The sequence below is a fragment of the Kineobactrum sediminis genome, assembly GCF_002868715.1.
Taxonomy (GTDB): Bacteria; Pseudomonadota; Gammaproteobacteria; order Pseudomonadales; family Halieaceae; genus Kineobactrum; species Kineobactrum sediminis.
In genome coordinates, this window is sequence record NZ_PKLZ01000007.1 from 230,673 (window position 1) to 242,959 (window position 12,287).

Annotated in this window: 10 protein-coding genes; 4 read left to right on the forward strand and 6 right to left on the reverse strand. The window is 57.6% G+C overall.

Translation table 11 applies throughout. The features are described from left to right. Positions 1-25: 25 nt before the first annotated feature. The 3 genes from fdxA to CWI75_RS09230 form a co-directional block, all read right to left on the reverse strand. Positions 26-349, reverse strand: coding sequence for a ferredoxin FdxA (fdxA, locus tag CWI75_RS09220; RefSeq protein WP_101521210.1), 324 nt, complete (start codon positions 347-349; stop codon positions 26-28). 71 nt (positions 350-420) lie between these two features. Beyond that, complete coding sequence (gene mutS / locus CWI75_RS09225) at positions 421-2,949, reverse strand: DNA mismatch repair protein MutS (RefSeq protein ID WP_101521211.1); 2,529 nt, start codon at positions 2,947-2,949, stop codon at positions 421-423. A gap of 119 nt (positions 2,950-3,068) precedes the next feature. Beyond that, complete coding sequence (locus CWI75_RS09230; RefSeq protein WP_101521212.1) at positions 3,069-3,509, reverse strand: YbjN domain-containing protein; 441 nt, start codon at positions 3,507-3,509, stop codon at positions 3,069-3,071. A 366-nt stretch (positions 3,510-3,875) separates the two neighbouring features. Between CWI75_RS09230 and recA the strand changes: the two genes are divergently transcribed. The 3 genes from recA (at position 3,876) to CWI75_RS09245 (ending at position 7,531) form a co-directional block, all read left to right on the forward strand. After that, positions 3,876-4,922: a recombinase RecA gene (gene recA / locus CWI75_RS09235; protein ID WP_101521213.1), complete on the forward strand. Its 1,047-nt coding sequence runs from the start codon at positions 3,876-3,878 to the stop codon at positions 4,920-4,922. A 202-nt stretch (positions 4,923-5,124) separates the two neighbouring features. Beyond that, entirely contained in the window at positions 5,125-5,592 is a 468-nt protein-coding gene (locus CWI75_RS09240) for a regulatory protein RecX (protein WP_101521214.1), read from the forward strand. 136 nt (positions 5,593-5,728) lie between these two features. Beyond that, on the forward strand, positions 5,729-7,531 hold the full coding sequence (locus tag CWI75_RS09245; RefSeq protein WP_101521215.1) for an ABCB family ABC transporter ATP-binding protein/permease: 1,803 nt from the start codon (positions 5,729-5,731) through the stop codon (positions 7,529-7,531). Here CWI75_RS09245 and CWI75_RS09250 read toward each other — a convergent pair. After that, the gene (locus CWI75_RS09250; protein ID WP_101521216.1) at positions 7,528-9,063 is read right to left on the reverse strand and encodes an AbgT family transporter; all 1,536 of its coding nucleotides are present in this window, start codon (positions 9,061-9,063) and stop codon (positions 7,528-7,530) included. The genes CWI75_RS09245 and CWI75_RS09250 overlap by 4 nt on opposite strands. A gap of 220 nt (positions 9,064-9,283) precedes the next feature. On the opposite strand from CWI75_RS09250, the gene CWI75_RS09255 reads away from it, so the two are divergent. Then, positions 9,284-10,420: an Rv3169 family protein gene (locus CWI75_RS09255; protein WP_101521217.1), complete on the forward strand. Its 1,137-nt coding sequence runs from the start codon at positions 9,284-9,286 to the stop codon at positions 10,418-10,420. On the opposite strand, the gene CWI75_RS09260 is transcribed toward CWI75_RS09255, so the two are convergent. Beyond that, complete coding sequence (locus tag CWI75_RS09260) at positions 10,417-10,836, reverse strand: nuclear transport factor 2 family protein (protein ID WP_162300038.1); 420 nt, start codon at positions 10,834-10,836, stop codon at positions 10,417-10,419. The genes CWI75_RS09255 and CWI75_RS09260 overlap by 4 nt on opposite strands. Before the next feature lie 202 nt (positions 10,837-11,038). Further along, a complete protein-coding gene (locus CWI75_RS09265) occupies positions 11,039-12,226 on the reverse strand; it encodes a hydroxymethylglutaryl-CoA reductase (protein WP_101521219.1) in 1,188 nt (395 codons plus the stop codon). Positions 12,227-12,287 lie beyond the last annotated feature (61 nt).

The following is a 12,287-nucleotide window of genomic DNA, read 5'->3' on the forward strand; positions in this document are numbered from 1 at the left end:
GGGTTTTTTTGTGGCTCCGGCTCTTTCAGCGTTCGAGCAATCGCAGTTTGTCGGGCTTGTTTGCCCACTCTTCGGCGTCCGGCAGCGGCGGCTTCATTTCGGTGATATTGGGCCAGACTTCGGCCAGCTCGGCATTGAGTTCAAGGAATACCTGCTGGTCCTCCGGCAATTCGTCCTCGGAATAAATGGCATCAACAGGGCACTCGGGTTCGCACAGTGCGCAATCAATGCACTCATCCGGGTGTATGACGAGGAAATTCGGGCCCTCGTAAAAACAATCTACCGGGCACACCTCGACACAGTCTGTGTGTTTGCACATGATGCATTGTTCGCCAACTACAAAAGTCATGTCGCTTTCGCCTCGGTGTCAGAAAAGAAGGGGGGCAGTTTACCTGCTCGGTGAAGAGAATTGAAGGCTTTTCAGTGTAGCTTGGAACGCATCTGATAGAGCAGATCCAATGCTTCCCTGGGGCTCAGCTCGTCGAGGTCCAGGGCTTCCAGCTGATCTATCACCGGATGTGGCTGCGGGCTGTTGAACAGCTCTGCCTGGGTGGGTGCGGTAACGGCACCGGTGGCCGTATCCCGGTTGCTCTCCAGTTCCCTGAGTTTGTCCCGCGCCGCCCGCAGGACCGGCTCGGGGATACCGGCAAGCTTGGCAACCTGCAGGCCAAAACTGCGATTTGCGGGTCCGTCCTGGATATTATGCAGGAACACCACATGGTCCTGGTGTTCGGTGGCGTCGAGATGCACATTGGCCATGGTCGGGCACAGTTCCGGCAGTGCGGTGAGTTCAAAATAGTGGGTGGCAAACAGGGTGAAGGCCCGCACCTGCTGTGCCAGCGCAATTGCCGCGGCCCAGGCCAGGCTGAGACCGTCAAAGGTGCTGGTGCCGCGGCCCACTTCATCCATCAGTACCAGGCTGTGCTCGGTGGCATTGTGCAGGATATTGGCGGTTTCAGTCATTTCCACCATGAAGGTGGAGCGGCCGCTGGCGAGGTCATCGGAGGACCCGATGCGGGTAAAGATGCGATCGACGGGTGACAGTCGCACTGCGGTTGCCGGTACGAAACTGCCGACATGAGCGAGCAGGGTGATTACCGCGTTTTGCCGCATATAAGTGGATTTACCACCCATATTGGGCCCGGTAATCAACAGCATCCGGCGCTGGTTGTTGAGTACCGTGTCGTTGGCGATGAAGGGCTCATCCAAAACCTGCTCCACGACCAGGTGGCGCCCCTCGCTGACCTCCAGCTGCTGCACCCGGGTGAACTCGGGCTGGCACAGGCGCAGGCTGTCTGCACGCTCAGCCAGGTTGGCGAGCACGTCTATTTCTGCCACTGCGGTAGCGCTGTCCTGCAACAGGGCAAGCTGTTCGTTGAGTTGTTCAAGTACCTCTTCGTAGAGTGCTTTTTCGCGCGCCAGTGCCCGGCTCTTGCTGGACAGCGCCCGGTCCTCAAACGTCTTCAGTTCAGGGGTGATGAAGCGCTCGGCGTTTTTCAGCGTCTGCCGGCGCTGGTAGCTGTCGGGGGCGCGTTCCGACTGGCTTCGACTTATTTCGATGTAGTAGCCGTGCACCCGGTTATAACCCACTTTGAGGCTGCTGATGCCGGTGGCCTCGCGCTCACGCTGTTCGATTTCCAGCAGGTAGTCGCCGGCGTTGCTGCTGATTTTTCGCAACTCGTCCAGCTCGGCGTCAAAGCCCGGGGCGATGACGCCGCCCTCGCGGATAACAACCGGCGGGTTATCCCTGATCGCGGCCTGCAGCAGGGTGCACAGCTGGGGATATTCGGCAGCCTGGCCGGACAGTGCCTCCAGCCGCGGGCTGCTGCACGTCGCAAGGGCACTGCGCAACGCTGGCAGCGCTTCAATGGAACTGCGCAACCGGGTCAGGTCCCGCGGACGTGCCGAGCGCAGGGCAACACGGCTCAATATGCGCTCCATGTCGCCAATCGGTTTCAGTGCCAACCGTACCGGTTGATAGTGGTCCTCGTCACACAGGGTGCGAATCGCACCCTGGCGGGCTTCCAGTGTAGGGATGTGGGTGAGCGGCCGATGCAGCCAGCGACGCAATAGCCGGCTGCCCATGGCGGTAACGCTCTGGTCCATCACGGCAAACAGGGTATTGTCGTCACCGCCGGCCAGGTTTCGGTCAATCTCCAGATTGCGCCGCGTTGCGGCGTCGAGAATCACGCTGTCGTTCCGGTTCTCGTGCCCCAGGCTGCGAATATGGGGAAGATTGCTGCGCTGGGTGTCTTTAACATATTGCAGCAGGCAACCCGCAGCAGCGATCGCCAGTGTCAGTTGATCACAGCCAAAGCCCTGCAGATCGTGGGTCTGGAATTGCTGATTCAGGCACCTGTGTGCACTTTCAAGTTCAAACTCCCATGCCGGTTGCGCCCGCGCACCTCGTCGCCCGGTAATCGCAGGGTGGCTGATATTTTCCTGGTACAGGGTTTCCGCGGGGTTCAGCCGCTGTAACTCACCGCCAAGCGCTTCGTCGCCCTTGACTTCCAGCACCCGGAAGCGACCACTGGCCAGGTCCAGCCAGGCCAGGCCGAACAGCTCGCGATGTTGGCTTACTGCCAGCAACAGGTTGTCCGCGCGCTCTTCCAGCAACGCTTCGTCACTGAGGGTGCCCGGGGTGACAATGCGTACGACCTTACGCTCCACCGGTCCCTTGCTGGTTGCGGGGTCGCCGATCTGCTCACAGATGGCCACGGATATACCGGCCCGGACCAGCCGTGCCAGATAGCCCTCGGCGGCATGATAGGGGATACCCGCCATGGGTATGGGTTCACCATCCGCCTTGCCTCGCGCGGTCAGGGTAATATCCAGAAGCTCCGATGCCCGCCTGGCATCGTCAAAAAACAATTCGTAGAAATCCCCCATACGGTAAAAGAGCAGTTCCCGCGGGTGCTGCGCCTTGATCCGGAGAAATTGCTGAATCATCGGAGTATGGGCTGGATCTGGCGCTGGAATCACTGGTTTTCAGGCGTCCCGACAAGTATATGGGAAAAGATCGATTGTACCGCAGAAGCGAGCGGGAGAGGCAAGCAGCGTCCCGGTGTTTAATGAAGGATGGAGGCCGGGCGGGGTTCAGCGGCGGCTTCTGCCGAAAACAGGTAGTCCAGTCCCAGGCACTCCTGGGCGAGCTGTCTGCTCGCCTGCATGGTCAGGCCCGTAAAGCTTGCGAACTGCTCTGGAACCAGGCCCGATGCACAGGGGAACACCCCCGCAACGATAAGTTGCGGCGTGGCGTCATCAACGATATCAAGAAAGATCTTGAGTGTGGGATACTCCATGCTGAGCCTGCCGATATCCGCGGAAACGGCCAGCAGCGCCATCGGCCGGATCTCGAGCTCGGTGGTCAGTACGAGACCAAAGGGCTCCAGTAACAGCCTGCTGTCGATGACGCCCTCAAGAGACCGCAAATCGGCGATGTGCAGGCTTTCACAATGTTCACAAACATAGCAGTGCACCCTGGCTTCTTCGAGCCAGCGTTCCAGCAATGCGCGGTCTGGTTTTGCAGTAGGGACATGAGTATCCGGTTTTCAGGGCAATGGAGGGGCAATTCTATGTCATTGATACTCAATGCTCCACCGCTAAGGCCCGGCTTTCTGCTTTAACCCGAACAACTCATCAGCCCCGTCCCTGTGAGCAGCGGCGTGGGGCTTTTGTTGGCGGTTTGCACGGCCTCGCCAGATCTGTCGCCTGAGCATACATATTTACGCGCACTGGCCGTATTTGGCCAATTTTCCCACCCAAAGGGTCTTGCATTTCACGCTCAATGCACTGAGTATATATACAGTACTTTGGTGGGCCGCAACGGCGCGGTCAGCCACTCAAACAGTCCCACCACGACAGGAGAGTCGATTATGGATGCCAATAAACAGAAAGCACTGGATGCAGCCCTCACCCAGATAGAGCGCCAGTTTGGCAAAGGTACCGTGATGCGCATGGGTGACGATCGTCCAGCCATGCCGGCGATCTCCACAGGTTCCCTGGGCCTGGATATTGCCCTCGGCATCGGCGGTCTGCCGAAAGGCCGCATCTGTGAGATTTACGGCCCCGAATCCTCCGGTAAAACCACCCTGACCCTGCAAGTGATTGCCGAGTCCCAGAAAACCGGGGGTACCGCGGCATTCATCGATGCCGAACACGCACTGGATCCCACCTATGCCGAAAAGCTGGGCGTCAAGGTCGAAGATCTCATCCTGTCCCAGCCGGATAACGGTGAACAGGCACTGGAAGTGGCGGAGATGCTGGTTCGTTCCGGCGCCGTCGATGTACTGGTTATCGACTCGGTGGCAGCACTGACCCCCAAGGCTGAAATTGAAGGCGAGATGGGGGACTCCCATGTTGGTCTCCAGGCGCGGCTGTTGAGCCAGGCTATGCGCAAGCTTACCGGGGCCATCAAGCACAGCAATTGCCTGGTGATCTTCATTAACCAGATCCGGATGAAAATCGGGGTCATGTTTGGTAATCCCGAGACCACAACGGGGGGTAACGCACTGAAATTCTATTCCTCCGTGCGCCTGGATATTCGTCGCATCGGTGCGGTCAAGGATGGCGACGAGGTCATCGGTAATGAAACGCGGGTGAAGGTGGTTAAAAACAAGGTCTCGCCGCCGTTCAAGCAGGCCGAGTTCCAGATCATGTACGGCAAGGGTATCTACCACATGGGGGAAGTCATCGACTGGGGCGTGAAACTCAATATGGTCGACAAGTCCGGCGCCTGGTATGCCTATAAGGGCGACAAGATTGGCCAGGGCAAAGCCAATGCAGCCAGGTTTCTGGAAGAGAATCCGGCAATTGCCAATGAGATTGAAGCGAATATCCGCAGCCAGATGCTGGTTGGCACCGCCTCCGAAAAAAAGGAACCCAAGGCCGCTGAAGTTGAAGGCAAGCCAGAGGAAATATAGGTTCTACGCAGCCCCGGCGGCGTTTTATACACGTCGGGGTTACTTTTCCGACATCGGGATATTACTGCTACACACTCACTCCCGATGTCGTTTTTATTCTCCGGGAATAGTGACATAGACAGTGACTGACCCTATTCGACAGCCCGATAAGCCTGATAGCCCTGTTGCGCCGGTTCGACCGGCCGACATTCGGCTGGCTGCAATGAATTTACTGGCGCGGCGCGAGCATTCCCGGCACGAACTGCTGAACAAGCTCGGGCGTCGTTTCGCCAACCCGACCCTCGTTGAAGAAGTGCTGCAAAGTCTCAGCGAGGAAAATTTGCAGAGCGACCAGCGCTACGCTGAGAGTTTGCTGCGCCAACGTATTGCCCGGGGCTATGGGCCGGGGCGGATACACAGGGATATGCGTGAGCGAGGCCTTGACGACGAGACCATCGATAAGGCTCATGCGGTGGTGCAGCCGGAGTGGTTCGCCCTGGCGGAGGCGGCGTATGCCAGAAAGTTTGGTAATTCACCTCTACCCGGCCGGGTGGATGATGAGCCTGATCCCGACTTCGCCCGGCGCAGGGCCGCCCGGGAGGCCGCGCTGAAAGAAAAAGCCAAACGTAGCCGGTTCATGCAATACAGGGGGTTTCAGCCCCAGCACTTTCACCATTTGCTGGAAGATTAAGAGCGGTTTCCACTTTGCGCAGGTGGAGCGCTGTGGTTTTTGCTATCCTGCCGTCTTTTTACCGCGTGATCACCTCGGGGGGCAGTATGTGCTGGCTCGATGAGGCGCGGTGATTTCACGGAAGCATAGAGGTTTCATGCGTTCTCAAGCAACAGCAGAGTCAGGGCAAACCCTGAACTGGTCCATCCTGCCGCGGCTTTGGCCCTACCTCAGGGATCATCGCCGCCGGATAGGGCTTGCCATGGCCTGTCTGTTGCTGGCAAAGGCAGCAACGCTGGTCATACCCTTCATCATGAAACACCTGGTGGACGGCCTGGATGTGTCTGCCGATACGGCACTGGCCGGTAGCCTGGCTCTCGGCCTGGTTGTCGCCTACGGTTTGGCCCGGCTCACCAGCGTTTTGTTCGCTGAACTCAGGGATACCCTGTTTGGCCGGGTTACTGAACGTGCCATGCGTAGTTTGGGGCTCCAGGTATTCAAGCACGTGCATTCGCTGGATCTCGATTTTCACTTGCAGCGCCGCACCGGTGGCTTGGCTCGGGATATTGAGCGTGGCACGACCGGTGTCAGCTTTCTGCTTCGTTTCATGGTCTTCAATATCGTGCCCACGCTGTTTGAAATTATTGCAGTGGTCACGGTTTTCTTCATCAACTACGGCGCAGGCTATGCACTGGTCACCCTCTTGTCGGTGGTGGCATACGGCTGGTTTTCGTTTGGTGCCACGGAGTGGCGCACGCGCTTTGTGCGCGAAATGAACGAAGCCGACTCGGCCAGCAATACACGCTCGGTAGACAGTCTGTTGAATTTTGAAACAGTGAAGTATTTCGGCAATGAGGATTATGAAGCCGAGCGCTACGATGAAGAACTGGCTCGCTGGGAGCAGGCCAGGCGCAAGAATCGCCTGTCGCTGTTTGGCCTGAACGGAGGCCAGGCACTGATCATTGCGCTTGCACAAACCAGCATGATCGGATTGGCGGTCTACCAGGTACGCCAGGGAATATTAACGCTCGGTGATTTCGTGCTTATCAGTCAGTACATGATCCAGTTATTCATGCCATTGGGGTTTCTCGGGTTTGTTTATCGGGAGATGAAAGGTGCCATGGCGAATATTGAAAAGCTGTTCGCGCTGCTGGATATCGCGCCTGCTGTTACCGACGTCGCCAACGCCCCGGCACTGAGTGCTCCCCAGGGTGCGATCCGCTTTAACAATGTGAGTTTCTGGTACCAGCCCGAACGGCCGATCCTGCAGGGCGTCAGCTTTGAGGTATTACCGGGACAAAAGGTGGCCGTGGTAGGCGCCAGCGGTGCCGGCAAATCGACACTGGTCAAATTGTTGTTTCGTTTCTATCAGCCGCAAAGTGGCAGTATCACAATTGATGGCCAGGATATCAGCGCGGTCAGCCAGTCGTCGCTGCGCCAGGCGATCGGTATTGTCCCCCAGGATACCGTATTGTTTAACGATACCCTGCTGGAAAATATCCGCTACGGTAAGCCGGGTGCCAGCGACGCCGAAGTGGCCGAGGCCATTGCCATGGCCCACCTGGAAGATTTTATCGCGCAGTTACCGGAGGGTGGCGACACCCGCGTTGGCGAGCGCGGCCTGAAGCTTTCGGGCGGTGAGAAACAGCGTGTCTCGATTGCACGCACAGTGTTGAAGAGACCGCCTGTGCTGGTATTTGACGAGGCGACCTCTTCCCTTGACAGCCGCTCGGAACAGTCCATCCTCGGCGCCTTGCGGGAAATTGCCCGGCATCATACCAGCCTGGTAATCGCCCATAGGTTATCGACGATTGTTGATGCCGACCGGATACTCGTACTTGATAACGGCGCCATAGTCGAGCAGGGCAGTCACCGTGAATTACTCGCGCGGGGCTGCCATTATGCCGCGTTGTGGCAGGCGCAACAGGAACAGGAACAGCTACCTGATGTTGCGCCCTAGTACACGTAGCTTGATTGCAACCCGAGGGGCAGGCCGGTCGCCCAATAAGCCAGCAGGAACAGGGTCCACAACACAATGAAGGTGATTGTGTAGGGCAGCATCAACGCGGTTACGGTCCCTATCCCCGCATGTCTTATGTACCGCTGACAATAGACCACGACCAGGGGAAAGTAGGGCATTAGCGGTGTAATGATGTTGGTAGTGGAATCGCCCACTCGATAGGCAGCCTGGGTGAGGTCAGGAGAGATCCCCAGTTCCATCAGCATGGGTACGAAGATTGGGGCCAGTAACGCCCATTTCGCCGACGCCGAGCCCACAAACAGGTTCAGCAATCCGGTCAGGAAAACAATGCCGGTTATGGTGAGTGCAGCCGGAAGGCCCAGGGCCTGCAAGCCCGCGGCGCCCTTCAGGGCCAGCAGGATACCCAGGTTGGACTCCCCGAAAGAATAGATGAACTGAGCAATAAAAAACATGATAACCAGGTAATAGGCCATGGTTTGCATGGTTTTGGTCATGCCTTCAATAATATCCCTGCTACTGGTAACAGTGCCGGCGGCAATACCGTAGACCACCCCTGGCAGGAGAAACAGCAGAAAAATCAGTGGCACGATCGAGGCCATCATGGGTGCGCCAAACTCGGTAAGGGAGCCCCCGGGACCGCGCCAGGCCGATCCCTCCGGTAGTGCGCTGATCACCAGCAACACCACGGCGGCCAACATGGCCCACAACGCAATCCGCAGTGCCCGGCGCTCTCGGCCCTGTAGCGTTTGCAGGCTTTTTTCCGCTTCCACATCGGCATCTATCGGGCTGGTGCGCAAACGAGGCTCCACGAAACGGTCGGTCACCAGCCAGCCCGCCGCGACAATCAGCAGCGAGGAGGCCGCGGTAAAAAAATAATTGTTCAGTGGGTTGAGAACGACGGAAGCATCGATAATCTGCGCCCCGGACTGGGATATGCCTTGCAGCATGGGGTCAATCGCAGAGGGGATGAAGTTTGCAGAATAGCCACCTGATACCCCGGCGAAGGCCGCGGCGATACCGGCCAGCGGGTGGCGTCCGGCGGCGTGAAAAATGATCCCGCCCAGGGGGATAACCAGGACATAACCGGCATCCGCCGCGGTATGGCTGACAATGCCCACCAGAATAACCATGGGCGTCAGTAACCAGCGCGCAGTGACGCCCAGCATGGCCCGCAGAGCCGAATTGATGAACCCTGTATGCTCCGCGACCCCGATGCCCAGCATGGCAACCAGCACGACACCGATCGGGTGAAAGTGGGCAAAGGTATCAACCATGGCTGACAGGAAGCTGGTGATGGCCCCGGGGGATAACTGGTTGACCACCACCAGGGTTTCACCGCTGCGCGGGTCGATCAGGTTATAGTCGAAAAGGGAAAATGCCAGTGACAGTATCCATACTATAAACAATAGAGCGATAAACAAAACGGCTGGATCAGGCAGTTTGTTACCAATCCTTTCGATGCTGGCGAGAATCCGTCCTGTTGTCGTGGTTGTCTGTGAATTCCCGTTCATGCCTGCACTGTCCCTGCGCGAAAAAAATCCAGTGTAAGCGGCGCGCCGGTTTCAGACAAACCCTCTATTCGGGCGAGCTGGTCGTCCACCCGGGTGTGACTCTGTTGGGAGGGTGGTTTGATATCCTGTACGAGTGAAGTCGGAGCCTGTTTCATACTTGCCCGCCCGGGTCGGCTGGTTCATGCTTGGCCACCTAATTAATAACAACAAGGATTGAAACATGCTCTCCAAGCTGGATGATTACCCGGTCCACCAGACCGCAGAACCGATTGCCCTTACCGCAAGCAGCGATCGCTGCACTTATGACCGCTATTGGTACAACGCTCATGATCGCGATGGCGCGTTTTATTTTGGTGTGGCGCTATGTCGTTATCCCAACCTGGGCATTATGGACTGCAGCCTGAGTCTGGCGATTGACGGTCAACAATATGCTTTTCACGGCTCCCGGCGTGCTCCCGCCGAGCCTACTGACACCAGCGTCGGACCCTTTGTGCTCGCTATTCTCGAGCCCATGGGCCGGCATCGCCTGACTATCGCCGCCAACGATACCGGTATTGAGTGCGATCTGGTATTTACGCCGCATACGGCATGCATGGAAGAAGGCCGGCAGACCCTGCGTAATGATCGCCACCTGGTTATGGATGCCACCCGACTGGACCAGTTTGGTAGGTGGGAGGGGTGGATCCGCTTTGAGGGTCGAGAGTTACAGGTGAATGGGCATACCACCTTCGGCCTCAAGGATCGGTCCTGGGGCATTCGCCCGGTAGGTGAACCCTGGTCGGGCGGCGCACCCGCGGATAATTTCAAGGCTTTACACTTTTGCTGGTTACCGATTCATTGGGAAGACCAGTGCAGCCTGGCGGGCTGGTTTGAAGATGACAGCGGCCATCAATGGCACACCGACCAGGGTTTTCTGCCGGTCTATAGTGAACCGGCGGCTATTCCCGGTACGGTTGATCCGGGGGCAACGGTTTGGCAGGGCACGGTCGGGCACCAGGTTGAGATGATTCCCGGTACCCGTCGAATGCGCAAAGCCACAGTGACGATGCAGGATCGATCAGGTGCGAGCATGAGGGTAGAGCTTGAGCCGGTACTGGTGCACAGAATGAAAGGCCTGGGTTACCAGAACCCCGAGTGGGGGCATGGCAAGTGGCATGGCGAGCTGGTGATCGGTAGCGAAAGCTGGCGCGACAGTGACCTGGACCCGTTGGCTCTCGAGAACCTGCACCTGCAGCAGGTTGTGCGCGTCACATGCGGTGACCGGGTGGGACACGGTGTGCTCGAACAGCTGCACATCGGCGCTTCCACAAGCTACGGCTTCAGTGACTGGTTGGACGGCGCGCTACCAGGCTCCTAAAGAGGGTAGGGCTGGCGTTGACCGCCACAGAGCACATCAGTGACCTGTTCGGTATCCATATACTCCGTGAGTTTGACCAGTTTGCCCTTGTCGAACTCAAACAGGAAGTGGTAGTCGTTGCTATAGGTCTGACCGGAAATGTGTTCGCCCTTACTGGAGGCCTCTACCGCGACTTTCTCGCCCTCGGCGACCATGCCTCGAATGGTAAAATTGATACCGCTTGGGAAAACACCAAACACGCCGCTGATTGCCGCCGGCAGGCCTGCATAGTCAGTAGTGCCTGAAATCAGGGTTGTGCCCATCGTTTCAAGGCAGCCGTCCCTGGAATAGGCGTCAACCAGTGCCTCTAGGTTGCCGATACTCAGGTCGTGGAGAAATTGCCTGACTCGTGCCTTGTTATCAGTCTCTGTCGTCATGGTTGTCACTCGCTTTGCCGGGGGTGACGCGTACACCCTGGTTAACAGCATAGCCGCCAGCGGCATCGACGCCACCATAACCGGTTCAGAATAATGATCTGGTCCGAGGAAATACCCCTGGGAAAGCAAGTCGGGTTCAACTATTCGAGAACAGGCGCTGCAGCGCAAAAAAACGCGCTACAGCGTTGTCGAAAGGGACATCCTAGCGGTTGCGTCCCAGTCGCTCGTGGGCATCCACCCATTCGTTGCGACGGGTGTCTTTATCGAGCCTGGTGGCGGCGCCCAGAGAGAGTTCGCCGGCCATTGTCAGTGCCGCGGCGATTTCAGCAAGCTTTAAAGCCTTGCCGACCCCGAAACAGTCCATAATCTCGAGACATTCGCGCTGGGTTGGCAGTGCGGTACCGCCACCATAGGTGGCAACAATGAGCGAGGGCAGGGTTATTGAGAAATAGTAATCACCGTCGCGAGTCACCTTGTTATAAGTGGAGCACTGGTTCGACTCGCCAATGTTGGCGATATCCTGTCCGGTGGCCAGATACAGTGCCGCGAGGCCATTGGCCGGGTGCGCTGCGTTGTTGGATGAGTTGGTCAGGAAGGAGCTCAGCGTACTGATACCCTGGCCGTAGTGCATTTGCTGGGGGGTAATGCGCAGGTTGTTGATCAGTACGTCGCGCGGAATGGTGATTTCGGCGGTAACCCGACGACCCCGACCCTTGAGCATGTTGACCGAGGAGGTTTTCTTTTCGGTGTCGAAGTTGCCCGACAACAGGTAGTGAGACAAGCGCGGATATTGCTGGTTAATCCATTCGCAGGCCGCGAATGTGGCTTTGCTGGTCATGTTCTGGCCGGCGGCGTCACCCGTGCTGTAGTCAAAGCGGGTGAAGACCATGTTGTGGGCAATATAATGTTCGATTTCCAGTAACTTGCCGATTGAGGTGGTGGCCTCGGCCACCGCCTTTATTTCTGTGAAATGGGCTACCAGCCACTGTTCGAAATCCCTGGCGTCCCTGGCATCGGCACACACAAACACCGGTGCTCGCTGCATGGCTTCACCACACACTGTGGTCTTCACTCCGCCGCTCTCCCGGATCACCTTCATGCCGCGGTTATAACTCGCCAGCATGGTTCCCTCGACTGTCGCCATGGGCACATAGAACTCGCCCTTGGCGTGCTCCCCGTCCACCAGTAGCGGACCTGCCAGACCTACAGGAACCTGTACGGCGCCGAACATGTTCTCTATATTGCCCGACATGACGTCGGCTTCGAAGGAGTACTGGCGGGTGTGGTGAAGCCGCGCGGGGGTTTTCTCCTCAATGAAATCCTGTCTTCTGGCGAGTATTTCCGGGCTGTAATCATCTTCACTGGAACGGGGTATCTTGTTGTCGCTCATGATGGCAATCCTTTAAAAAGAAACCAGAGTAGGAAAAAGCCGTGATGGGTGCAAGCGGCCG

Bases quoted from the DNA above. Each gene is read 5' to 3' on its own strand.
- CWI75_RS09250 (WP_101521216.1), bottom strand. From the start codon at position 9,063: ATGAACGGGAATTCACAGACAACCACGACAACAGGACGGATTCTCGCC.
- fdxA (WP_101521210.1), bottom strand. From the start codon at position 349: ATGACTTTTGTAGTTGGCGAACAATGCATCATGTGCAAACACACAGAC.
- CWI75_RS09245 (WP_101521215.1), top strand. From the start codon at position 5,729: ATGCGTTCTCAAGCAACAGCAGAGTCAGGGCAAACCCTGAACTGGTCC.
- recA (WP_101521213.1), top strand. From the start codon at position 3,876: ATGGATGCCAATAAACAGAAAGCACTGGATGCAGCCCTCACCCAGATA.
- CWI75_RS09255 (WP_101521217.1), top strand. From the start codon at position 9,284: ATGCTCTCCAAGCTGGATGATTACCCGGTCCACCAGACCGCAGAACCG.
- CWI75_RS09265 (WP_101521219.1), bottom strand. From the start codon at position 12,226: ATGAGCGACAACAAGATACCCCGTTCCAGTGAAGATGATTACAGCCCG.
- CWI75_RS09240 (WP_101521214.1), top strand. From the start codon at position 5,125: ATGAATTTACTGGCGCGGCGCGAGCATTCCCGGCACGAACTGCTGAAC.
- mutS (WP_101521211.1), bottom strand. From the start codon at position 2,949: ATGATTCAGCAATTTCTCCGGATCAAGGCGCAGCACCCGCGGGAACTG.
- CWI75_RS09260 (WP_162300038.1), bottom strand. From the start codon at position 10,836: ATGACGACAGAGACTGATAACAAGGCACGAGTCAGGCAATTTCTCCAC.